The sequence below is a fragment of the Prochlorococcus sp. MIT 1323 genome (genome assembly GCF_047304905.1).
GTDB classification, from domain to species: Bacteria; Cyanobacteriota; Cyanobacteriia; order PCC-6307; family Cyanobiaceae; genus Prochlorococcus; species Prochlorococcus marinus_D.
The window spans coordinates 127066-152074 of the sequence record NZ_CP138973.1; the positions used below are offsets into that span (position 1 = coordinate 127066).

Annotated in this window: 17 protein-coding genes, 1 tRNA gene and 1 pseudogene; 15 read left to right on the plus strand and 4 right to left on the minus strand. The window is 44.5% G+C overall.

Translation table 11 applies throughout. The features are described 5' to 3' along the window. Positions 1-26 precede the first annotated feature (26 nt). The 3 genes from hisF (at position 27) to SIB68_RS00570 (ending at position 2074) form a co-directional block, all read left to right on the plus strand. Positions 27-797 (plus strand): imidazole glycerol phosphate synthase subunit HisF, encoded by a 771-nt coding sequence (gene hisF, locus SIB68_RS00560; protein WP_063399639.1) that lies wholly within the window; start codon positions 27-29, stop codon positions 795-797. Between the two features lie 146 nt (positions 798-943). Further along, positions 944-1645, plus strand: coding sequence for a bifunctional demethylmenaquinone methyltransferase/2-methoxy-6-polyprenyl-1,4-benzoquinol methylase UbiE (gene ubiE / locus SIB68_RS00565; RefSeq protein WP_063399638.1), 702 nt, complete (start codon positions 944-946; stop codon positions 1643-1645). A gap of 78 nt (positions 1646-1723) precedes the next feature. Beyond that, on the plus strand, positions 1724-2074 hold the full coding sequence (locus SIB68_RS00570) for a hypothetical protein (protein WP_063399637.1): 351 nt from the start codon (positions 1724-1726) through the stop codon (positions 2072-2074). A gap of 959 nt (positions 2075-3033) precedes the next feature. Here SIB68_RS00570 and SIB68_RS00575 read toward each other — a convergent pair. Next, on the minus strand, positions 3034-3474 hold the full coding sequence (locus tag SIB68_RS00575) for a hypothetical protein (protein ID WP_063399779.1): 441 nt from the start codon (positions 3472-3474) through the stop codon (positions 3034-3036). A gap of 855 nt (positions 3475-4329) precedes the next feature. Here SIB68_RS00575 and SIB68_RS00580 point away from each other — a divergent pair. Both SIB68_RS00580 and SIB68_RS00585 read left to right on the plus strand, forming a co-directional pair. Further along, on the plus strand, positions 4330-6654 hold the full coding sequence (locus SIB68_RS00580) for a class I SAM-dependent methyltransferase (protein ID WP_063399636.1): 2325 nt from the start codon (positions 4330-4332) through the stop codon (positions 6652-6654). 149 nt (positions 6655-6803) lie between these two features. Beyond that, positions 6804-7058 carry a hypothetical protein gene (locus tag SIB68_RS00585; protein WP_155724907.1) on the plus strand — a complete coding sequence of 85 codons (255 nt, stop codon included), beginning with the start codon at positions 6804-6806 and terminating at the stop codon, positions 7056-7058. 385 nt (positions 7059-7443) lie between these two features. Here SIB68_RS00585 and SIB68_RS00590 read toward each other — a convergent pair whose 3' ends face one another. Further along, a complete protein-coding gene (locus SIB68_RS00590) occupies positions 7444-8118 on the minus strand; it encodes a TVP38/TMEM64 family protein (protein WP_081215470.1) in 675 nt (224 codons plus the stop codon). 204 nt (positions 8119-8322) lie between these two features. On the opposite strand from SIB68_RS00590, the gene glyQ reads away from it, so the two are divergent. Both glyQ and SIB68_RS00600 read left to right on the plus strand, forming a co-directional pair. Continuing rightward, positions 8323-9225, plus strand: coding sequence for a glycine--tRNA ligase subunit alpha (gene glyQ / locus SIB68_RS00595; protein WP_063399633.1), 903 nt, complete (start codon positions 8323-8325; stop codon positions 9223-9225). 166 nt (positions 9226-9391) lie between these two features. Next, positions 9392-11005 carry an iron uptake porin gene (locus SIB68_RS00600; protein ID WP_063399777.1) on the plus strand — a complete coding sequence of 538 codons (1614 nt, stop codon included), beginning with the start codon at positions 9392-9394 and terminating at the stop codon, positions 11003-11005. Positions 11006-11359: 354 nt separating this feature from the next. On the opposite strand, the gene SIB68_RS00605 is transcribed toward SIB68_RS00600, so the two are convergent. Continuing rightward, entirely contained in the window at positions 11360-11608 is a 249-nt protein-coding gene (locus SIB68_RS00605; protein ID WP_063399632.1) for a hypothetical protein, read from the minus strand. 96 nt (positions 11609-11704) lie between these two features. Next, positions 11705-12370, minus strand: a complete 666-nt coding sequence (locus tag SIB68_RS00610; protein WP_063399631.1) for a Fe2+-dependent dioxygenase — start codon at positions 12368-12370, stop codon at positions 11705-11707. A 3154-nt stretch (positions 12371-15524) separates the two neighbouring features. Here SIB68_RS00610 and SIB68_RS00615 point away from each other — a divergent pair. The 8 genes and pseudogenes from SIB68_RS00615 (at position 15525) to SIB68_RS00650 (ending at position 24952) form a co-directional block, all read left to right on the plus strand. Continuing rightward, complete coding sequence (locus SIB68_RS00615) at positions 15525-16553, plus strand: Fe(3+) ABC transporter substrate-binding protein (RefSeq protein WP_063399626.1); 1029 nt, start codon at positions 15525-15527, stop codon at positions 16551-16553. 126 nt (positions 16554-16679) lie between these two features. Continuing rightward, entirely contained in the window at positions 16680-17540 is an 861-nt protein-coding gene (locus SIB68_RS00620; RefSeq protein ID WP_413681863.1) for a hypothetical protein, read from the plus strand. After that, positions 17483-18835, plus strand: a pseudogene (locus tag SIB68_RS00625) (ComEC/Rec2 family competence protein). The gene SIB68_RS00620 and the pseudogene SIB68_RS00625 overlap by 58 nt, the downstream one beginning before the upstream one ends. A 27-nt stretch (positions 18836-18862) precedes the next feature. Next, positions 18863-18947: transfer RNA gene (locus SIB68_RS00630), tRNA-Ser, on the plus strand. A gap of 55 nt (positions 18948-19002) precedes the next feature. After that, the gene (locus tag SIB68_RS00635) at positions 19003-19647 is read left to right on the plus strand and encodes a TVP38/TMEM64 family protein (protein ID WP_063399625.1); all 645 of its coding nucleotides are present in this window, start codon (positions 19003-19005) and stop codon (positions 19645-19647) included. Between the two features lie 333 nt (positions 19648-19980). After that, on the plus strand, positions 19981-20820 hold the full coding sequence (locus tag SIB68_RS00640) for a DUF4912 domain-containing protein (RefSeq protein ID WP_063399624.1): 840 nt from the start codon (positions 19981-19983) through the stop codon (positions 20818-20820). A 913-nt stretch (positions 20821-21733) separates the two neighbouring features. Further along, on the plus strand, positions 21734-22549 hold the full coding sequence (locus tag SIB68_RS00645; RefSeq protein WP_063399623.1) for a hypothetical protein: 816 nt from the start codon (positions 21734-21736) through the stop codon (positions 22547-22549). Between the two features lie 1563 nt (positions 22550-24112). Continuing rightward, on the plus strand, positions 24113-24952 hold the full coding sequence (locus tag SIB68_RS00650; protein WP_063399622.1) for a DUF4912 domain-containing protein: 840 nt from the start codon (positions 24113-24115) through the stop codon (positions 24950-24952). The last annotated feature ends 57 nt before the right edge of the window (positions 24953-25009 follow it).

The following is a 25009-nucleotide window of genomic DNA, read 5'->3' on the forward strand; positions in this document are numbered from 1 at the left end:
TTAACAGTCGTCACTGCTTTATCCCAATGGTCGCGCTTCGTTTGATTCCTTGCCTTGACGTGGCTGATGGTCGCGTTGTGAAGGGCGTGAACTTTGTGGGCCTTCGTGATGCGGGTGATCCCGTGGAGCTTGCCTGCCGCTATAGCCAGGCTGGAGCTGATGAGTTGGTGTTTCTTGATATCGCTGCCAGCCATGAAGGTCGGGCCACGCTGGTGGCGTTAGTTCGACGTACTGCTGAGGCTGTGACCATTCCATTCACAGTTGGAGGGGGAATCAGCTCTTTGGATGGCATCACAGAGTTGCTTCGGGCCGGAGCCGACAAGGTGAGTCTTAATTCCTCTGCTGTGCGGGATCCAGATCTCGTAGCGCAGGGAGCCGACCGTTTTGGCTGTCAGTGCATTGTGGTGGCCATCGATGCTCGACGTCGTCCTGAGGGCTCGGGGTGGGATGTTTTTGTCAAGGGTGGACGCCAAAACACAGGTTTGGATGTTGTGAGCTGGGCTCAGCAGGCAGCGGAACTTGGTGCTGGCGAAATCCTGTTGACCTCAATGGATGGAGATGGAACTCAGGCTGGTTATGACTTGGAGCTCACGCGAGCAGTCGTGGAAGCGGTGCCGGTGCCTGTGATCGCTTCGGGAGGTGCAGGTTGCCTGGATCACATTGCAGAAGCCTTCACGATTGGTAAGGCCTCAGCTGCATTGTTGGCCTCTCTGCTTCACGATGGCGTGCTGAGTGTGGAGCAAATTAAGACTGATCTGCTGATGCGAGGTTTGTCGATTCGGCCTCTTGAGGCCTGAGGCTTTGTCTTTGTGTTCAGCAACACACTCCTAAATTTGGGAGAAGTTCTTTTGGCAAGAGTGCTTTTGGATGTGTTGCTCATCGATCACCCTTGGGCGCAGCAGTTGCTCCAAGCAGTGTTCACGCCCCTGGATGGGATCTTCTTATGAGGCCTGGTGACCCCCAGGCGGTGGAGCAGTTGTTTGATGCGGTCGCTCCTAATTACGACCGGCTTAACGACTTGTTGAGTCTTGGCTTGCACCGCATCTGGAAACGCCAGTTGTTGGCCTGGTTGTCTCCGCTTCCAGGTGAACATTGGCTAGACCTTTGCTGCGGGACTGGTGATCTGGCACTGGCATTGGCCCGCAGGTTGCGACCTGGAGGGTCTGTGTTGGGGCTAGATGCGGCTGCGGCGCCTCTAGCCGTGGCAAGGCGCCGCGCCGCGGTTGAGCCCTGGCTGCCCCTCTCCTGGTTGCAGGGAGATGCTCTGGACACTGGCTTGTCTTCCCATCGTTTTGACGGTGCTGTGATGGCTTACGGCCTGCGCAATTTGGCGGATCCAGGCGCTGGGTTAATAGAGCTTCGACGCCTTTTGCGGCCTGGTGCTCGGGCAGGAGTTCTTGATTTCAATCGCATGGGCGAGGGTTCCTTGGCAGCACGTTTTCAGCGGTTTTATCTGCGAAGGTTGGTGGTGCCGGTGGCTGCCCAGGTGGGTCTGCGTGAGCATTACGCCTATTTGGAGGCAAGTTTGCAGCAGTTCCCAAAGGGAGAGGTTCAGGAGCGACTGGCTCGGGACGCGGGATTTGCCACAGCGAGCCATCGGCCCCTGGCTGCGGGACAGATGGGTGCCTTGCTGCTTACCGCTTGATGAGCTGATCGAGCAAAAAGACTCTTGCGAAAAGACGGATCGATAGCTTATGAAGAAAACATTAAGACGCAGTTCGCTGTGGCCTTCCCTCACCCTTCTCTTCTCTCCTCAATTAAGGACTTGCTTTTGGAGGTGCAGTGGCTTGATGGCTTGATCTTGGTGACTGATTCTCAGCAGGCCACCTTTGTGCCCTTTTCGCAGGTGGATACTTTGTTGCGCAGGGTGCGGGCACGCCCCAATGGTCAGATTGTGGTTGAACGGTTGTGCATGGCACTCCTTGATGACCATGATGGTGGGGGAGCCAAGCCTGTGCTGGTGTTTCAGGGTGATGACAGGTTCTGGCTGGGAATGATGGGCCTGAACGACAGTCACTCGAACCGTGATGGCGCTGTTGCACACCTCGATCGCTGTTTTGCTCTTAGCAGTTGAGTTATTCAGGCCTCAAGGAAGACCTTGATGAGGGAAGTTCATCTTCTGAGCATGAGCATGTCTGCTATTTGGCTTAACCAGTAGTTGACTTGTTGGCAGAGAGATCAGGCTTTTTGTATCGTTTTAAATCAGCTTTCATCCTCAGGCGTTTTACATTCTTAAATCAGGCGAAGAAAACCTCTGCTAGGTTAAAAATCGGAATATCTTCTCAACTTAAAACTGCCGCTTCCCCAAAGTAAGCGTCCAAACTAAACTGGCAAAATCTTCCTGTTTCGAGGAGAGGAAGTAATCTTTAATCTGGCATGAATAGGCTGATTGCCGTAAAGATAACAAGGCTTCCATTTCCACACCTGTGGATATCCACAAAATCATTTGGCATCACTAATAATAACCATCATGAAAGCTACCAATCACTTATCCTTGAAGGACTTGGCATTTAGTAGGTCAAATTAATTGGTGCTTGTGATGGTAATAACAAGCTTCTGGAGTGACCTTGCTGCGCTATTAATTTTGATTTGCATCGATTGCTGTAGGTATGAATAGAATGGTTATGAATAGCAACATAAGATGTTTTATTGGCTTTTTCGTTAGACAATAAAAACCTTATTGTAGTGAATGAATTGTGCTAAAAATAGCCTCAGCTCATTATTGAAGAAGCACACCTTGCTAGAAAGGCGTTGAAGTTATGCTCTGATCTTGAATATGTTGGCGGCATAGACCAAATCAATCTCCATAGCCCTAACATTATTGACATCATCATTTGATCGGCAAAATATACGATGACCTTTTGGGATGTGCAGTGATAAATACAGGATCAAATACTCCGAGGTATTGTCAATGTTGAGGTGAGATCTTTATTGTTTGCATATTAATTCTTGTTCAGGATAAAGGGTTCTGTTGCACTTATGAGCTGATCGAATGATGAAGAGAAAGAATTCCAATAATATTAATAACTTGCCCTAATCGATAACTTCTATAATTCCTTCGGCAACATACACTGCTAAATCCTCTATGTTCTCTGCTAGCTCTTCTCTTGATATGTCCCATTTATCACACATTTTTGTTGATAACTCATGTTGTTTAGCATGTTCTATCATTGTTTCTACTATATGTTGAGTTAAGCTGCTTCCCATTCTTACTTCCAGATAATCCCATACAGATTTCTCTAAGCGACTAATAAATTGAATATCATCACTGCCAGCGTAGTCATATAGACCCATCACCCCTATATGGCAAAAAACCTGCCCTAATTCGTCGTAAGCACTTTCAGAGCCTTCGGCATGTTCATATTCTGCCAAGATCCACTCTAATTTCTCTCTCTCCTTTTTGTTGCCATTCTTTGCTGCCTTGAGAAGCTCGTAGAATTCTTTGAACTCTATGGGTTTTGGCATGAGGGTCATCAAATTCCAGCAAACATCCTACTCTTAGCACTAGAGCTGATCACCAAAAGCTGGTGTGATGAGTAGAGAAATCATTTCAATCCTATCAAGTCCTTGTCAATAGAAATATCAAATGGTTTTTGAACTTATCATTTGTGCTAGAAGATAACTCAAGGATTTAGGTCGCTCATAGTCTTCCTCCTCCCTGCCTAACACTCTTGAATAGAGCTTGATAAGCCTAAATAAAAGCTGTCGATATATACCCTGCATAATTTTATACTTTTCTTTTTTCTATTAACATTCACCGAGTCCCTTCATTCCTTCAAGAAGTGTTTGATTTAAATTCTCATAACATCTCATGAGCATTAACGGATAGATCGTACCTTGGCTTTATGGAGCATATGGTTCGGCTCAAACCTCACCGATCGCACTCTTCCAGGCCTCAAAGGTTGAAGCTTTTAGTTGAGACTCTAAACTGCTATTTGAACGTTTAAGGGCTTGGGAGGCGCAATAGCTCAGCTCATAGTTGTTGCCTCCTGGGCACTTGAACTCATTTGCCTTGGATGGGACAAGTACTTTCCATATAATTAAGGGGAGTAAGGGGAACACTTGCTTCACTGCCTTGCCTGTTGCTTTTGGCTATTATGTCATGCCATTGAAGCAATCATGTCAATGAATTGGCAGACTTTACTTGTCGATGATCTCCTTAAAACAACCAGAATATGACATACTGGGGCCTTCTAAGGTCCAAGGATTCTCGCCCCTTTTTTTGATGATTTCTTGCCCATCAAAAAAGTCCATCGTTTCATGCTATTACCTTCAAGGTTCAAGAATTTCTTTGGCGATTAGATTAAAGAAGAATATCTCGTTGTGAACATGAAAGGATTTGGAGAAAAGAAGAAAATAAAAAATAAACAACCCTCCAAGAAGTTTTCCCGAATACCACCTGACCAACTCAAGGCTATCGCTTTTAAATATCACCAACAAGGCAATATAAATAAGGCACAAAAAGCCTATCAGGAATTTATTAATAGTGGTTTAAGTGATCCAGATGTATTCTCTAATTTCGCGTTAATCTGTCAATCCCAAGGAGAGATTGATAAGGCAATAAACATCTATAAGAAAAGCGTCAAACTATTCCCTGGCCATGCTTTTTCACATGCAAACTTGGGATACCTTTTCTTTCAGATAGGAATGTTAGATGATGCTGAAGTGGCGATACGCCAGTCGATTACTATACAGCCTAACCTCGCGAATGCTTATTCATACTTGGGTTTAGTCTTGCGAGAAAAAGGAAGACTAACCGATGCAGAAGATATAACCCGAAAGGCCATTGAACTTCAGCCAGATTTGGCTGATGCATACGTAAACCTTGGTCAGATCCTACAGAATCAAGGTAAACTAGATGAAGCAGAACATACAACACGCAAGGCAATTGAATTGCAAGATGATTCGGCAAGTATATATCTCAATCTAGGTGGTATCCTGCAAGACCAAGGTAATCTAACTGATGCAGAAGCGAACACAAGAAAGGCAATGAAGTTGCAGGCCGATCTGCCTGATGTCAATTTAAACCTTTCTATAATTTTAAAGGATTTTGGCAGAATTGAGGAGGCTGTATTTCATGTAACAAGAGAAATTGAGCTTTATCCACAAAAGCAATCATCATATTTGCTTCTTAACTCTCTGCTTGAGGAATCTGATCTTTCATTCTTACCTGAACGACAGTCTAGAGTTTTGCTTCGTGGCCTATTAAAGAGAAATGATATTGCACATAAAAATCTATTCTCAGCAATTAATCGCTTGATCCCAGAACAAACACTAGATAAACTTTCAGGCATTCACCATGATTTATTTGATCACCCCTCTTTTCAACATATTCTTGCTGATGATGAGATAATCAGTGCGCTTGGTTTGATGTTATTCACCACAATTGCCTGGGAGAAGGCATTGACTAATATACGCAAGCAAATATGCCTTTCAATCCAAAATAATGGTTTTGATAAAAGGATTATTGATTTAACTATTGCTCTTGCGGAGCAGTGTTTCCTAAATGAATATGTTTTTACATTTACCAAGCAAGAATTTGATGCAATAGAACAGTTTAAACTTTCCTGCTTGAGAAGTGATTTTGATCTAAAAACCATTTCCATCTTAGCTTGTTATATACCCATTACTCATCTTTCTGAACAGTTCCCTTTACTAAGAGGATTCATTGATGTAAATGAGAAATTAAATAATTTAAAAATAATGCAACTCGTTGAACCAGAACGCGAACATGAGTTTGCAGCATCTATGCCTAAATATGGATCTATAGATGATGGTACTTCTATTCAGGTTAAAAAGCAGTATGAAGAGCATCCCTATCCGCGTTGGAGATATGCTTCTTATTCAAGTGAAAATATTCAAACTATACCTTCAGCGATTAACAATGAAATAAACCCTAACCGGATCTCAATCATTTTGCCCAAGCAGAGATCTCGAGTCTTAATAGCTGGCTGTGGAACCGGACAGCAAATATTCGATGCCCTCTCTTATTCTAACTCTGATTTAACTGCTATCGATCTCAGTTCTTCTAGTATCGCTTATGCAAAGCGTAAGGCTCATGAATATGGAATTGAGCATATAAGATTTATAGAGATGGATATTCTTGATCTTCCAAAACTAAATGAAGAATTTGATCTCATAGAATGTACGGGCGTTCTCCATCATATGAAGGATCCATCTGAAGGTCTGAGATCTCTACTTACTATACTCGCAGCCGATGGAATGCTCAAATTAGGTTTTTATAGTGAGCTAGCACGTCAAGATATTGTCGAGGCTAGGAAAATTATTAAATTAGAATCTTTTGAGGCTAGTAATGAAGGCATTCGTCTATTTAGGAATAAACTAATCAACGGCGAATATCCGAATATTCGATCAATCTCAAACTGGCCAGACTTCTACACTACTTCTATGTGTCGAGACCTTTGTTTTCATATTATGGAACATCGTTACTCACTAGAGATGATAGCAGCGCTGCTTGAACAATTAGAACTTAGATTCTTAGGCTTTGTGTTGCCAAGTCTTGTTAAAAAAGATTATGCCAGAGCTTATCCAGCTGATGCAATGCAGACTGACCTCGGCTATTGGCACCAGTATGAACAGGCCAACCCCAACACCTTTCGACAAATGTACCAGTTTTGGACGAATAGAAGATAATGTTTTATGGTTAAATTTATGGTTAAAATTTTTGCAAAAAGTATTGATGGTTTTTGCGCTGAATAATGTTGAACAATATGGACGATTGAGTGTATTGCCTGGCAACCACTCTAATGCTATAATAATACATGATAGTCAATGCAATGATCATGGAAGATTCTGAGGTGAATTCAGGTAAAGATCAAACGGAAGCCTTTGAGCCTCCAAAAAATAGATTTGGAATACCATATTTGCTCGCAACTGATAAAGAAGAAAAAGATATGCCTAAAAAAGAGGTGCTTAATGTGTTAGGCCTACAATTATCGGCACCAGCGGGAATGCAGAACCCGTTGTTGATCTTCTTTGGATTAATTGGTGTTAATATTGCAATTATTGGATACTTTACATACATGCTAAATAAATAGTCGTAACTTAATCTTACTGCTTGCTTTCAAAGGGTATGGTTTGTTCTCTCGTTGTTAATTGATTCATCAAGATCCCTTGAATCACTTAGCGTAAATACTGCTCAGCAGACCTTCCTTGAATTTTTTACTGTTGTGTATCTTGAAAATGCTATAGGTTTGTATCTCTAATCTCTTTAGACATTTACCATCCTTGGATTTAGTCACTACAAACAGATTTACTTTGGAGACCAGAATAATGACTTTATGCGATTGGTATTCTTCCCAGCTAATCTTACTAAGACGTCAAAAGGCTATAAACGAGCCTTAAACTTCTTCTGACTTGATGGTCTAGAAATGAGACACTGAAAGAAGCAATTGCAACGATGTGCTCTTTAAGAGATAATCATTAATTGGCTGTCCTTTTGATATTATCCTGCCTTCTTTGTAGGACCATATTGATTATTGCCAGGGAAAATATTAACGTTATAGAGGCAATGAATATTGTTAGTGGTTGACCTTGGAGTGCTTTTATATTCCCATTAATAATTTCTTGAATCTCAATGCCGCCGAGGCGTTTAAGTGCATATCCACTCGCAACAAATGGTGCGTCTGATATTATGATGCTAAATAATAATGCAGGCAAAAACTTTTTCCATGTAACTTTTGTAAGTCCTAAGCCATAACATACAAAATCAAATAAATTCGACATTAAAAAACTTGTCATCAAAAAAAAGTTTTGCTCTAAATGTTTTTTGCTGAAATTCTCAACACGATTCATCAGATTCTTGCCTACGAGCTTCTCAATTACGGTTTTGCCAAATTTCCTGGAAAGGGTGAAGCAAGAACAACAAGCGAGCAGATCTGCTATGAAAATAACCAATAAGCCTTGTTGGAATCCAAAGAAATAACCAGAGAGAACCGAGCAGTATGTGCCAGGAAGTATTGGGATTATTATACTTATTGACCGTAGGGCAAAAATAATCCCAATTGCCCATAGCCCTATCGATTCCACGCGGCCATCGATACCTTTTAGCCAACTTCCTATCGTTGACACATCTAGAAATTGAGCAATATAAATCATTAGGGCTACTAGGAGAGTGCTGATTATTAAATAAGACCATTTCGTTCGATTCAGATGTATTCTGATCACTTTCTATTGGATTTAACTAACTAAATATAGCATTTAAATGTCTCCGACTCTATTCGTATTAAACAAGCTTCTGCTTAGGTAATGGATAATAGGAATACAATACAATTACAATCAAGGCCCCTCAGAACAGCGCTAGTGCACTTCCAGGACATCATCACGACCCTGAATTCCTTTTGGGCTGATCAGGGCTGTGTGCTGTTGCAGCCTTATGACACGGAAAAGGGTGCCGGCACGATGAGTCCCCATACAGTTCTGCGCGCTATTGGACCAGAGCCCTGGGCTGTGGCTTATCCAGAGCCCTGTCGTCGCCCCACCGATGGTCGCTACGGCGACAACCCCAATCGCGCTCAACACTATTTTCAATATCAGGTGTTGATCAAGCCCTCTCCAGATGGTATTCAGGAGACCTATCTTGCATCGCTCGAAGCTTTAGGAGTCTGTACGGCCGAACATGATATTCGCTTTGTAGAAGACAACTGGGAATCACCCACCCTTGGCGCCTGGGGGGTTGGTTGGGAGGTGTGGCTTGATGGTATGGAAGTTACACAGTTCACTTATTTTCAGCAATGTGGTGGTCTTGATTGCAGCCCTGTGCCGATTGAGATCACCTATGGCATTGAGAGACTGGCAATGTATTTACAGAATGTTGAGAATATTTGGGATCTCAGCTGGAATAACAAACGAAGCTATGGCGATATATGGCTTTCTCTAGAAAAGGGTCAGTGCGACTTTAACTTTGAATCATCCGATCCAAGTCGCCTCAAGCAGCTGTTCGATCTTTATGAAGCGGAAGCGTCAGACCTGATCGCCAAGCAGCTTCCAGCACCGGCTCTTGATTTCGTTCTTAAATGCAGCCATACTTTCAATCTCCTGGAGGCTCGTGGCGTGATTTCGGTCACGGAGAGAACAGCTACGATTGGCAGGATACGCAGCTTGGCTCGCGGGGTGGCAGAGGCTTGGTTAACAGAAAGAGAGGCAATGGGATTCCCATTGCTTCATGACAGGGCACTTGCTTTAGACAAGCAATTGCAATCTTAAATTGCTCAATTTAAATGGCTCAATAATTTCAAGGGCCTGATTCCATGCACCTGACTTTGCCTGTATCAAAAGATACTTAGAGCTGTTAATTGTGTTCGTTGTGAACACGCATCTTTTCACTAACCTTGGCTGGCCCATGTTTTGGGCTTTTTGTGTGAGGAACCAAATGAAACTCTTCCAGCAATTGCTGGTGGCACCTGCTGCCTTGGGCCTGATGGCCCCAATGGCTGCTAATGCCGCAGACCTAGACATCAAAGGTGTGTCCGATTATTCGGCCTCCAGCGAGCAGGTCACCAGCATCTCCCAATTCCAAGATGTTTATCCAACCGACTGGGCTTATCAGGCTCTGAGCAACCTGATTGAGCGCTACGGCTGTGTCGCTGGCTATCCAAGCGGTAGCTACTTGGGCAACAGAGCAATGACCCGCTTTGAAGCGGCTGCTCTATTGAATGCCTGCCTCGATCGCATCACTGAAGTCACCGACGAACTGCGTCGCCTTCTCAACGAATTCGAGCAGGAGCTCGCCATCCTCAAGGGCCGTGTTGATGGCCTAGAAGCCCGCGTTGGTGAACTCGAAGCCACTCAGTTCTCGACAACAACCAAGCTGAACGGTAAGGCCCATATGGTTCTTGGCGGAACCAGCTATACCGGTGACGAGACCGATGACCTTACGGATGATAAGGGTGCATACCTGGGAACTGACGCACTTAGTTTCAACTACACTCTGCAGTTAGATCTGAACACCAGTTTCACGGGTAAGGATCTTCTCTATACTCGCCTGAAGACAGGTAACTTTGCAGATAGCGCATTTGGTGGCAAGGGTTACGTGAAGCCCGCCTACTTGAATGTTGCCAATAACAATCAAGATGTCGTTAAAGTCGACAAGCTTTGGTACACCTTCCCCATTGGTGACGACTTCACTGCTTGGATTGGTGCCAAGATTGAAAACTACTACATGCTTGGTAGTGCACCATCAGTTTATCAGCCAATCCTGAAAGCCTTCAAGTTGGGTGGTAACTATGGTGTTTACGGTGCAAGTACAGGGCAAGGCTTAGGTTTGGCCTGGAAGTCGCCAGTCGATGACCCAATGGATGCCAGGTTTGGCATTAGTGCCAATTATGTGGCCAAAGAAGGCGAAAATGGTGATCCTTCTGATGGTGGTGTAGGCAACGGTAATTCCAAAGGTAAGTTTCTCGCCAAGGTCGATTACGGCAATCCTCAGTGGCAAGTTTCTGCGGCTTATGCCTACACCCAACAAGGCATGACTCAAGGCTTTGGTACGTCAGATGGTGGTGCCAGCGTCTATAGCAAGTGCAGAGGCACAAGTTCTTGTGGTGCTGATTCCAATGGAGTCGCGTTTAGAGCTTTTTGGCAGCCAGATGAGCCAGGCTTGATTCCTTCCTTCAGTGTTGGTTACGACTTCACTGATTACAACCTGCCAGATGAGGCAGCAGATGGCACCCGCGAGCAAAGCATGGCTTGGTTCGCAGGCATGATGTGGAAGGATGCCTTCATTGAGGGCAATACCCTTGGCGCTGCAGTCTCTGAGCTTCAGTGGGTGACCCAACAGAAGGGTGATGACACTCCTGATGACGGCAACATGGCCTTCGAGCTGTGGTACAAGTTCCAGGTCACAGATAACATCTCTGTGACACCAGCTGTTTTCTATCTGAGCCGTCCGTTTGGAGAGAAAACAGGAACAGCTACAAAGTACGGTGGCAAAGGAGCTGATACTTTCGGTACCTTCGGTGGCCTAGTTCAAACGACATTTAAATTCTGATCTGAGCGAGGGAGGGGATCACCCCCTCCCCTGGTTCGTCAGAACATCAAGGCGCCCCTTTAGCGGGCGCCTTTTTTTTGTCTTTAGAAGTTACTCAAAAGCTGAAGAGAGCAATGCAGAACACTTCAACAAGGAAATATGCATTGGTTCTTTTCTGAATAAATCTACGGTCAAAGTAATAGGAAACTGAAACTACTTCTTCCTTTTTCTTCGGGGATTATATTGCCTCTTTTCTGAGTAGATTAGTTTTATTAGCCTAATAAAAAAGGCTTCTTCCTTGTCAGAAGAAGCCTTGGATTGAGCTTGTTTGTCTTCGTTGAAAGTGGTTTTCGTGAAAATTATTTCAGAATAGGTTTACCAGCAGTTTTCTCCTTCGCCGATCGGGACGCAAATATTTGATTTCTTTGCCTTTTTGGCAGCTTTTTTGGCATCTTCATCAGGTTTGCTATCAGCATCGATGTCTTGATCAGTGGTCCACTCTTTCAGTCCTCCCATATTGCCTTCACCACCTTCGCCAGCGTGACTCAGATTTGGCTGAAGTGCGTTTGCCGCCAGCAGTGTAGAAGCTGCAAGAAATATTGCTACAGGAGACTTTTTACTCATGCTTTGCAGATAAGCGAATCTACATACATATTGGCTCCCCTACTCAACCATTGTTTGGTGATTCGATACTTGTCCTAGTATCAAATGATTCAGTCTTCAGTTGCCGAGGCGTCGAAGCAGATTGGTGTACGCCTGAAAAATCAAGTCCAGTTCTGGTGAACGGCCATGTTCGGCAAGAAGGGCGCGGGCACCAGCATTGAGGCCAAACAGAATGGTGCGGTCTTCATTGCTGCTGATATAGCTCTGGATCCAGCCAACACAAACCAGCCGCTCACCAGCAGTGACTGTTTCCACTGCATGCAGGCTTGTGCTGGGATAAATGATCAACTGGCCAGCCGGCAGCTTCACTTTCTTGCTGTCTTGCAAGGTTTGAATGCAGAGAGCCCCCCCCTCGTAGCTTTCGGGTTCGCTGAGAAATAGCGTGAAGGAGAGGTCGCTACGCCCTGAGCTCATGTAGGCATTGTCGACATGCATTCCATAGCCCTGGCCAATACCGGATCGGCTGAACATCACTCCATGAATGTGACTTGGCAAGGCAAAGCTCTTAACAAGTGGATCCGATTCAAGCTTCTCAATCACCAACTGACTGTTTCCTTTGGCGATTTTTGAGTTGCGATCCAGCTGGAGGTTGTTCTTGACTTCGGCCGCTTGATATCCCGCTGTTTTACGTCCGTCCTGCCATGAGGTTTCGTCAGCCAAGAGAGTTGCACGCAATTGGCTCACAGTTGCCTCATCAAGCAATGGATGGGTCAGGGTCTCCATAGAGAATGCTGGGTAAATCCCACAATAACCAATACCTCGACGTTATAAAACTCTGGAGGACTCGTATAAATAAAACTGTAAACCTCCTAATCTTCGGTCTACTTCCAATTCTTCTATACGAGACAAACTTTTTCCCAATCCCTTAGTGAATGAACGGTGGGAGTTTCAAACATTTAATAGAGAAGGCTGGTCTTTGTTGTCTTACCAGATCGATACCACTATCCCACTATTCCATCTGCCCAAATCGATACTAATAAACCTTGTAAACTACCAACCTAAAGTAAAGAATTAAGATGAACCGCTCAAGGTCAATGAAACAAGAAGCTATCTCACACCCCCTTGCAAAAAAAAAACTTCTATGGAGGAATTGAATAGGTGGTAGGAGAGTAAATAACTATCAATATTACCTGTTCTTCAACTAACACCTAAGGCTCTAGCTCGACACCAACAGGTATAGGCACCCCAGCAAATAGTGAAATCAAAAGCCACGACTAATCTATCTCCTAAACACAAACAAGGAATACTACCTCTGTATACACCGACTCCAAAGAATTCAAAGAAGGATCTAAAGAAATAGGTGAAGTTGATGAAGGAGTGGTTGGAAGGAGTTCAGATTCATTAATCCTATCAATCCTCATCAATCTTCCTGTTTTTATACAGGTAGAACCATAAAAATATCGTCCCTACAAGGATCACAATCCCAACAGTTGTATTCCCCGAAAGAATAGTAAACATAGATCACTCAGGTCTCTTGTTATCAAACGTTTCAACCTCTCCTTCAGTTGAATCATAGTATCGGACTTCATCATATTCTTCTGTTATTAACTCCATGTCGAAACCTTTATGATCGTCATCGTTAACGTATTTATTAAACACACGGATGCCTTCTTCCAGGTTTTCAATCTTCTCGTGGTTTGTAGGAGGGTGTCCAGGAGTATCGTAGGCATTGAGTAAGTAACTCATAAGTTAGTTGGGGTCATAATGACGAATGACTTTGTTGGTTCCATCCTCAACTAACTCTATAACCTCATCATTGAAGTCATCATCATCAACATAGAAGTGAAACATCTCCTCTCCCTTCTCTAAAGACAAGTTAGTTTTTAGTTTCGTAGGAAGATCATCTATGTAATACAACAAATGGTAAGTCATATAAGGTTGTTGTTTATCGGTACCATATTTTGTCCTACTTTCCCACACTTGGATTGACCATCACCCTCAACCTCAAAATTTCTTTGTGTTTCTCTTCCCTCTTTGAACGAACCAACTGTAACTACAACCAAAAAGAAAGAAGACAAGCTTAGTAATTCCTAACTCCTCCCAGCTATAACCAACGAAGAATAAAACAAGGAGTAGGATGAACCACTTCATAAAGTTATAAATCCTAAGTTCATTTTCTAAATCTCTCAACTTCTTCATTTGTTGATGAGGAAATAGATGTAGAGGTTTTTCTGTCATCAGTAATCTCCTAATGGTGATTGTTCATTAGTCCAATCTGCCGTTTGAATAAGTCGTTGTCTCTCCTCTATCTTTTCCTTCTCCTCAATAGTCCCCCTCCATTCCTTATCCATCAACTCAGCCAATCCAAATTCCTTCAAACATTCATAATTAATCCAATCTTCCTCCTCATGTGATTGGTTTAATATTCATCAGTTTCAAGATATGGATTGATGACACTATTGTAATCAAGAATGGTTACAGTAACCGTCATCAGTTTATCTCTTATCTTGATGTTGATGTAACTACACTCATCAAGAACACGAAACAAGAAACGAAGATTGCCAATGAGACTTCTTACGCCAACAGAGACTGATCCCTCGTAGACTTCCATCCCTTTACTACTTTCAATAATCCTGTCTCGTTTGTCAGTTATCCAATCCTCTCTATGATTCATTTCCCTTATTCCAATCTTTTGCTGTTGTTTCTTCAGGGTCAGTAATAGATGTAAATACTCCGAAGTTAGTCTAATTATTCTTAGAGAGTTTCTGTCAGAAAATAACGTCGAACGAAAATAAGGTTAGTGACGTAAGAATGGCCCACTAATATTGTGAATACCTTCATTGTTTAGATACTGTCTACAATGTCTGGTCTCATCAAACAAATCCTTCATCTTCGTTTCCCACTGTTTTGTCTTCTTCTCACGTTGGTAATTAAAATATTTCTCTAAGTTATCTCTGCAAACATTTATCTTATGGTTCCTTTCTGACTGTGGGATTTGAGTGATAATCAAGACAAGGAATAGACCGATGTAAATCCAATCTCTTTTGGATAGTGATGATTTCATTAGTTGATGAGGTCTTGGTTTGTTTCACCTAAGTCTAATTAGGAAAATCTCCTGGGTCCATAACTCCCTGTCTTGAATTATCCCAATCTTTGAGTGTTATGCCAGAACCAGAACCTGTTGGGTCCATAGGATTACGTCCCTTTATATGACAATCCCATAAACCACCACTAACACTCTTCAATTCATCACTTGAGAGTTCCTCGTTGACCTCTTCGTTAGTCTCTTTGGATTCAGTTATAGGTGTAAATACACTGATGGTAGTCTAATCATTTATAGAGGTTTCTACCAGAAAATAAAATTAATCTCTGAAGGCTCTTGTCGTATGTAGTTGGTCCATTTTTACCCCGTAGTACCACCTTCGGATGTTGGATAGACTCTAGAAAAGGGTACATACACCTGCTGATAACTTGATTGTTCCAACCCAGTTAAGTAACTGTTCTAGCTACGCCTCTAATTCCCTTCCAGATGCTGGTTTGTGAGTAGTTATCTGTATATTTCCAACAGGTACTCCATGGCTGGGGACGTTTTCTGGCCATGATCCTGTAGGTACTAATACTACTTTTCTCACTTCGATCCGTCGCGATCGGCTTCATAGATTTTCCTTCTATCCTTCACCAGCTCAGACCAGGGCTTCATTCCTCCCTGAGTGGTTTTGACGTGCCACTATTCCAACTCTTTTCTTGCCCCATAAGTAACCATTTCTTTTAGTTCTATTGCAGATGACAAGAATTGCTGAGAAAGTCCCATCATCAGCGCGTTGCTCCTCCCCAGCCGTGAGTGCATCATTTGTTACAGCAGCTGGTATGGAATGCGCAAGGAGGGTTTGAGTGCTCTTAATAGGGTGAGGCTTGCAACGTTAATGGTTTGTTGGCAATGGGTTTGAAGGCGCGTCTTACGTATGCAGGCTTGGCGGCCGTTCTCGCCCTTGGCACTGGATTGAGCCAAAACGGTGTTGCGAAGGCTCGAGAAGTACGTGTTTATTCAGGTCGGCACTACAACACTGATCGTCAAATCTATAAGAAATTTTCTCGGCAAACAGGGATCAAGGTTCGGCTGATCGAATCTTCTGGTATTTCATTGTTAGAGCGTCTTAAACGAGAGGGGGCAAACTCTCAGGCTGATTTGATCATCCTTGTTGATGCAGCACGTATTAGTAATGCGGCAAAAGAGGGTCTTTTGCAACCTTCGCGCTCAGCAAAATTGGATAGCGAAGTCCCTAGTGCCTATCGCGATCCGCAAGGTCGTTGGTATGGCCTGACCCGTCGCGTGCGGGTGATTGTTGCCAATCCATCGAAGGTGAACGTTGGCAGTATTCGCACTTATGCCGATCTGGCTAGCCCCTCACTGAAAGGGAAGGTGTGTCTACGCAAGCGCAACAACGTCTACAACCAATCTTTAGTCGCTGATCAGCTTGTGTTGCGCGGTGAGGCGGCAACCAAGAGTTGGTTGCAGGGAATGATCTCTAACGTTTCCCAGCCTTACTTTGGAGGAGATGTCTCCCTGGCTCGTGCTGTGTCACAAGGCATCTGTGGCGTTGGCATCGTTAATCACTACTATGTTGCGCGGATGCGTGCTGGTGTGAGCGGATCGAAAGATAAGTCTCTTGCTAATAAGCTCACGGTTATCACACCTGATCCCGCCCACGTCAATGTCAGTGCTGGTGGGTTGGCTAGGTATGCAAAGAATAAGAAGGAGGCGATTCAGCTGCTTGAATTTCTTGCTTCACCCGATGGCAGTCAAGGCATGGCTGGCCCCACCTATGAACATCCGTTGAATGGCTATGGCACGTCGTTAGAACTCAAAAAGTTCGGTACTTTCCGCCCAGATCGGGTCACGATTAGCCAGCTCGGAGCGAATAATGCCAAGGCGATTAAGTTGATGGCTCAATCTGGTTGGAAATAGGGTTTTAGGCTTGTGGGTTCAGGGCTAGAGCCCTTCTTAGGGAGATCCTTTGCAAGGCTCTTCCGCGAACCCTGCAGACTGCGAAGCGTAGAGAGGGGAATTCTCGAGATAGTCGTTTGAGTTTGTTTGCGAGGGTTTTCTTCGCCTTTGCTTGTTGCAGGCTTGGCCCTGATAGCACTAGTGCTTGGTGCCCAGCCCTTTCCTTCTCAGGCAATGGTTGTCGTTGTGGTGGTGTTGCTGATCACGGCTCGTTTCTGCTTGATTCGTCTTGGCATTACACAAAGCAGGGCTACAGCATTGGCGTTGATGTTGCCATTGTTGTTGGCATGGGCTTGCTGGTGGGGGCAGCCGAGGCCTGGACCTTTGGATCCTGTGCGTTTGTTGGCGAGTGCCGGTTCTTTTGATCGTTCATCGCGCCTACCGCTTCGAAGCAGCCTCGAAGGTCGGCTGCTGAGTGATAGCCGATTGCTTCGTGATAGCAGGTTTGTGGTTGATAGTTGTCGTGCCTTGTTGGCGGTGAACCGGATTAATGGCTTGTCGCGCCATGGCCGTAGTGAAGTTCAGCTACGACCTTGCCCTCAGCTTTTGCAGCAGGCTTGGCGAATCCGTGTGCATGGTCAGTTGCGCGCTCCGGCGCTAGGGCCTCATTTGCTATTGCCTGGGCCAGCGGAGCGGCTTCAACAGCAGGGAAGTTGGAGCCAATTCTGGGGTGATCAGGTTGAGGTGTTGCAACGTCCCTGGACGCCCATCGCTGATGCTCGCCGTGTGGTCGCCATGCGCTTACAGCAACTGGCAGGTCCACGTTCGGGAGGATTGCTGGCGGCTTTGGTGCTGGGTCGTGCCCAAGTTGATCTGCCGCTTGATTTGGTGAAGGCTTTCCGCGTTGCTGCCTTTCCCATGCCTTGGCGGCCTCGGGTTTTCATCTTTCTGTGCTGTTGGGAGCGTCGCTGGGGATTGCTCGGTTGCTGCAAAGCCCCTTTCGTTTGACGTTTGCTGCAACGGCACTGATCAGCTTTTTGATGCTGGCCGGACCACAACCGTCGGTTGTGAGAGCTGTGTTGATGGGTAGCACGGTGTTGTTGATCAACGAAGGCTGAGGCCGCAGTCGTCCTCTAGGTGTGTTACTAGCGACGTTGGTGCTGATGCTGTTGGTGAATCCCGCCTGGGCGCGATCGATTGGTTTTCAATTGAGTGCGGCAGCTACTGCCGGATTGGTCATCACAGCAGGGCCTCTAGAGCAGGCTCTATCTAAGCGTTTACCTACATGGCTTCGAGGGTTGGCACCGGCGCTGGCTGTTCCTTTGGCCGCAATCGTCTGGACGCTGCCACTACAGATTGTTCATTTTGGATCCACTCCTGTCTATGCCCTAGTGGCGAATCTGCTGGCTGCTCCTTTGTTGGTGATGCTCACCCTTTCAGCGATGGCGTTGGCCTGGTTGTGTTTGCTCTTGCCTGCTGGCTTGCTGACTCCATTGCTGAATTGGATCATTTGGCCGATCCAGCAGTTGGCTGGGTTGTTGATTGCTCTGGTGCGTTGGATCTGCACTTGGCCAATGGCGCAGTTGTTCACCGGTCATCCCCAGCCTTGGTTGGTGTTGTTGTTGGTGTTGGGATTGCTGCCTTGGTTGGTAACGGGATTGCGTCACTGGCGTCACTGGGCAGTGGTTGCGTTGTTGGTTTGTTCGTTATCGCAGGCTGTTGTACAGATGGGCGATGGACTCGTGGTGGTGCATCAGCGCAGCCGTCAATGGTTGCTAGCTAGGCATCGTGGGCGGGCGGTTTTGGTTAGTACGCATGGAGATGGTCGTAGCTGTTGGCAGGCTCGTCGGCTGAGTGAAGCGTTTGGCCATGCCCGTCTTGATTGGGCGATGGTCTTGGATCCGGTTGCCAGTGAGGCGGCGTCTTGTTGGCGAAATCTGGCCCATACCGTGCTGGCTGAGCATCAGGGTGTGATGCCTTTGCAGGTTGGACAGCTGTTAGTCAGTCCTGGCCTGGAGGTGAGACCAATCGTTGCGGCAGAGCAGAGTTTGCAGTTGCGAGCTGGTCGTTTGCGTTGGCATCTGCTGCCAACGCGTCAGGCCTATTGGAGTTGGCGTGATCGTCAGGGTTTGGATGGCGTGGAGCGTCAACCTTTAGTCAAATCAGAGGGTTTGACAGGGGTATGGCTTGGCTTTGTCCCAACCTCTTTTGAGCGGCGATGGTTGCTACAACACACTGCAGGGCGGCTTTGGGTCAGTGGTAGAGCCAGCGGCTCCTTCAGCATGGTGGCCTCAGCGTTTTAAAGTTGCCTTGCGTCTTAGCGGGCGTTTGGAGAGGTGGCTGAGTGGTCGAAAGCGAACGACTCGAAATCGTTTGACGGGCAACCGTCCGTGGGTTCGAATCCCACCCTCTCCGTTGCTTGATTGTTCGCCTCTGGTGCAAAATATGAAAATTGCTCGGGGTATTCAACATGACTAAATTGCGTAAGTTTTTCCTGATTGCATTTTGGCTAGGAGCATTTGTTGTTCTGGTTTATCTCATACAGACGTATGGCATTGAGCCGCTTCGTAATGCTGTGGAAAGTATGGGCATCTGGGCTCCTTTGGGAATAATGCTACTTCGAGGGATTAGTATTATTTTGCCTGCTTTGCCTAGCTCTGCATATTCACTTTTAGCTGGTTCTCTATTGGGGTTTAAAACAGGATATGTAACAATTGTTTTAGCTGATCTTATCTTTTGCCAAGCAGCATTTTTTATAGCTAGAAACTATGGAAGAGAGCCTGTTCGCCGCTTGGTTGGAGTGAAAGCAATGAAGAGAATCGAAGGTTTCAATCAAAATCAACTGGAAGGAAACTTTTTCTTGATGACCGGACTCTTAATGACCGGACTTTTCGATTTCCTGAGCTACGCCATTGGCATAGGTGGAACACGTTGGCGTCTTTTTACTCCAGCATTAATTGTAAGTCTCTTGATTAGTGATTCCATCATTGTCGCTGTCGGTGCTGGAGTAAGTCAGGGGGCTGGTTTGATGCTTGGAGCTGCTCTACTTGGGATGTTTGTACTTGCTAGTGTCGCTGGTCTGACTAAGAAGAGGGCCTCTAGTACTAATCAATAGGATTCAAAATAGTTTTGTTTCCACTATTTTTTTTCTGAAATCAATCTTTAGTGAAAGAGGCTTGGCAGAGATGGTTCAGTGTGCATGAATTTTTGAACCACTTAGAGCCAATTCTTGGCATAGATCCCCCTTTGTTCTCTCGTCTCCCTAAGTGCGAGGACGCCCTCTCAACTTTTTGGCTGTTCAGCAGTGTTTGCTAGAGACCGGCACGATCAAAAGGTTTTGATTGCTGCTGGGCTCTTAGCTTTTGTTCCAGCCGAGGTTTGTTCTGCGTATGTCAGGAGATTCTGGCAAAAGCTTTTATCAAGCCAAAAATGGCCTAAATGATTTGACTTGATTTCTACTGACCTTCCTGTGACAGGCAAAGAAAAGTCCACTAATAAAGGGGTTTCTAGCCTGGTTCAGGGAATCCAGCAACGCTTTCAAGCCTTTGTCGCTAAACCAAGGGGTGCGTCCAAGGCCACGCCACAGGCTTCTGCTAAGCAGCCCAGCCGGACCGAGGATAGGGCCCAGGATTTCAGCCATGTTTCACTGCAGCCCAAAGACTCAAAGTGGGCACGCTGCAGCTGGAGCATCAGCAAAGCCGATCAGCAACGGGCAAAAAAATCAAATGCAAAAGCCCTATGTCTGCGGCTGGTCGATCTCTACAGCCACGCCGATGCCTTGATAAGTACCCATGCCATCAAAGAAATTCTTGTCGATAGCAAGGCTCATGAGTGGTTCCTTCCAGTGCCGATGGGTGGCCGTGACTATCTCCTTGAGCTGGGCTATCAGCTTCCTAAGGGAGGTTGGCTCTCACTAGCGTTTTCAGAACCGGTCTATGTTCCGCAGAGCGATCCTTCAGAGCAGAGTTCTGATCGCTCATATAGCTCTTTCCGCCAGGAGCAAGACGTCGCCTCCCAACCTTTTTCTCCGACTTCGTCTGTTGCTGATTTTGGTGATGACGGAATGCACGAGCAGATGTATCAGCGTGCAATTTCAAATCATCCCAACCCCAGCTTTGGCAGTGGCTCGGAGACTCTTCAGGGGGATGGTCGTTCCGGTCGCACCAGGCGGTTGAGTAATGATTCTGGCGCTGGATGGTTGGACAGTGGTCGTGGACAGTTTTTACGCCGCCGTAGTGAATCTCAGCAGAATGATCCCGATCAGGCATCTGATTCTGATTGGTTCTGACCGGTTGGTGATCACTTCGCTAAGTGTTTGCTTCTGACCTGTACTAGTTAATTGGTTGGTTCATACAGATCAGCGACAGGTGGATGAGTTGATGAATCGCTAATGAGGGTTAATCACGCGGTGTGGTGTTCTATGGAAGTCTCTTGACGTCTCAGAGCGCCCGGGCTAAATAAGACGAAAGGGATCCACTCTGTAATAGTTAAAAGCTGAAAAAAAAAGAATATTTTCTTATCACAAGAAGTGAGCTTTCATCAATTCACAATGTGTTTGGAAAAGGGCAAACAAAATACGGTTTTCATCGCAAGTCAAAGCCAGGATCCTCTTAAATATGGAATAGAGTTGTTATAATTTTAATTCGGTTTTCTGCGCTGATGGACAAAGTCTTAACCATTCAATACTCTGAGGAGAACATCTTTTTATTAGGGTAAGATTCGATTACTTCTTCCATATTTAGCTTTGTTTTTAATTGCTCAGCAGATTGATTTTTTGTCAATAAGAGATGTCCCAGTGCGATCAGATTTTGACACCTGTGCTTTTCTAGATAAAGAAACCGCATCTTCATATGGAGCAGGGTGTGATCAAGAGATGATCATCTGTGAAGACCGCAATTCACTTGATGGTATAGGTCTTCTCTCTGGAGGTTAGTCATCAGAAGAGTATGAGTGTCATGTCATCAGTTTATTTCTTGCGGCTTAAGAGCGTCAAAAGTTTCAACAGGGTATAAAGATATTGCTGGTATTTGTCTTCAATACTTCTTTGGAATATCGTAATGTACTATCTGCAGCAATCCTTCCAAAGTCTTTCTTTTCCTTAGATACGCTGAAGTGTACAATTTAACTAATCTGCCAAGTATTATAGCATGACGAATAGGTTAAAAGTAGAAAAGCTTGCTGTATAATTAATAAAAAGGATTATGGATCCCCGTAAAGAGCAATATCGCAAATTATTTAAAGGAGTTCAGGATGAAATGTCTTTATTGCTATTAAAGGAAACGAAAAAGCTTGAATCACTTGACGTTTCTTTTAAGGATTCAACCGCAAGGTCTGCAGCCCTCAAGAAGCTTAGGATTGACATGTGTGAACCGTTGCAACTGAAGCAATATAAAAAGACACTTCTTTGTGTTGAATTAGCAGGTAGTAGATCTGGTAGAGAGATTATAGAGGCTTTGATTGCGGATGAAAGCATTAAGCAATCTAGACTTCTTTTTGTGGAATTTGGGAGCTTTATGGGAGCTTCATCTATAAGGTGGAGTCAAGTTGTAGATCACATTGATGTCATCACTGTTGATCCATGGATTGATGATCTAAGTGAATACCTATCTGAAATTAGACTCTGTCCTATACGTAGCTCGATGGTTAAAGGTTTCTCCCATGACGAGTATTTCGAGATGATCGAAGATTTAAAGGCCATGGGCATATATTATTATATAAAAACATTACTCAATGACTATGAAAATATATTGCCCATACGCGGTCGATCGCCATATTTGTTGTTCCAGCTTCATCTTAGAGGTATTTATCCAGATATTATTTATTACGATGCAAATAAGAATGGCGTGGATTTGAAAATTGCACTCGAATTGTTTCCTTTTAGCATTTTATGTGGTGATGATTTTATGTGGAAGGATGAGAATGGTCAATTCCCTTTGCAAGAGGCTTTGGAAGAGATTCACAAGATCTACGGAGGTAAGGTAGATTTTCTTGGCCAGTCCTGGATTCTTCGCCGGTAAAGATCATCTTTTGATTTTATCCAGTGTTTCTAATGGCAGTTTGTAACTACTAATGGCTATGTTCTTTATACGATGTATAATTGTCATTATACATCTAGAAGGTAATGATGTTCTTTGTGCTTATTGCTTGACATCACCACGTAATGCGTGGTCGTTTTATATTTTTAGCTTATACTTCTTCTAAGCATTCAAATAAGAGGAACGAATCTACCTCAATAGAATGGTTTTAATTCTCTATTTTTTTGATTATGTGTTTTCATGCCTTGAGCTTCAAGTTGGCACAGATTTCTGTTTATACACTTATTATTCGAGCCCTGATTTAATTGATCGGTATTAGTACCGTGTTGATTTGCAAGTTAGTTGAAGTCATATTAGTCGGAATCTATTTGTCCAATATAATTGCAAAAATGCTTTTCTTGTAGAGGAAGGTCATGAACAATGCAAAAGTATTTACCGCTTCTCATTTACAATAAGAATCTAAGATGAAACCCTATAGTGATGAATGTGCTTAAATTCATCCGCGCAGTATAGACGAACTTTTGCAGAGAGACTGGTTTAGAGTAAAGAGGAGTAAATTATAGTTTTTCCATATATATGCATACTTTGCTTGCATTGGATGTGGTGAAGTATTCGCTTAATAGAACTAGTTGCTTGCAACTGGTTTAAATAGACAAGATTACATTCCTTTATGATGATTGCAATCGAGAATGGTATGTGATGGTTAAAGTATTTAGATAATGGAATTAAAGGTAAAGGGGGTGTAGGTAATTAATTTTGCTTCCCTTATTCGTTAAGGCGCAACAATATACAATTTGGTGGTAAGTACGAGAATTATTCTCGAACTCATCTGTTCTGCCTGCAAATGACACGACATCCGAATAGAGGCCCTCTTGGTATAGCGCCTCAATTTGTAAAATGAGTATTTCGGATTAGTCCACTATGACGGTTGATTCCTTTTCATACTACCAAAATCTGTTCATGTATAAATTCTATTCTCTTTATGTTTACTTGTTTTTGTAATATTCTCTTTTTTCAGGGAATGTCTTATGTTTTTATGCTCCTCTGTTTTTATGCTCCTCCCTCACCCTTCTTTGTATCCAGTTTGAAATTTTACACCTCTCTTTTGCCTCTACTCTTTCAGCCTCTTTTCTTTTATATTTATTCCTTCAATGTTTTTCCTTTCGATTTGGCCAGGTTCCAATTTTGTCAATTACTCTTGTCGTAGCTTTTCCTTGATTAACTGTTTTTTGTTCTGTATTTGACTTCTTGCTTCACTATTTTTTGTTTTAGTTTTACAATCCTGCTTCTATTTGCTCTTTGGTTCTTGTTCAGCACTTGACAGACTTATGAAATCATATTGTGGACCGATTTGGGAAGAAATTCACACTCATCAAGTTATTATAGTTGCCTCAGCCTCGCTATTCTTACTGTTTTATTGCCCAGCCCCCACTCTCTCTTTTGATCGGCTAAAAGCTCGTAGTCGCTGTTCTGTGTCTTCCTTGCTTTGTCAGGAGATTCTGGCAAAAGCTTTTATCAAGCCAAAAATGGCCTAAATGATTTGACTTGATTTCTACTGACCTTGCTGTGACAGGCAAAGAAAAGTCCACTAATAAAGGGGTTTCTAGCCTGGTTCAGGGAATCCAGCAACGCTTTCAAGCCTTTGTCGCTAAACCAAGGGGTGCGTCCAAGGCCACGCCACAGGCTTCTGCTAAGCAGCCCAGCCGGACCGAGGATAGGGCCCAGGATTTCAGCCATGTTTCACTGCAGCCCAAAGACTCAAAGTGGGCACGCTGCAGCTGGAGCATCAGCAAAGCCGATCAGCAACGGGCAAAAAAATCAAATGCAAAAGCCCTATGTCTGCGGCTGGTCGATCTCTACAGCCACGCCGATGCCTTGATAAGTACCCATGCCATCAAAGAAATTCTTGTCGATAGCAAGGCTCATGAGTGGTTCCTTCCAGTGCCGATGGGTGGCCGTGACTATCTCCTTGAGCTGGGCTATCAGCTTCCTAAGGGAGGTTGGCTCTCACTAGCGTTTTCAGAACCGGTCTATGTTCCGCAGAGCGATCCTTCAGAGCAGAGTTCTGATCGCTCATATAGCTCTTTCCGCCAGGAGCAAGACGTCGCCTCCCAACCTTTTTCTCCGACTTCGTCTGTTGCTGATTTTGGTGATGACGGAATGCACGAGCAGATGTATCAGCGTGCAATTTCAAATCATCCCAACCCCAGCTTTGGCAGTGGCTCGGAGACTCTTCAGGGGGATGGTCGTTCCGGTCGCACCAGGCGGTTGAGTAATGATTCTGGCGCTGGATGGTTGGACAGTGGTCGTGGACAGTTTTTACGCCGCCGTAGTGAATCTCAGCAGAATGATCCCGATCAGGCATCTGATTCTGATTGGTTCTGACCGGTTGGTGATCACTTCGCTAAGTGTTTGCTTCTGACCTGTACTAGTTAATTGGTT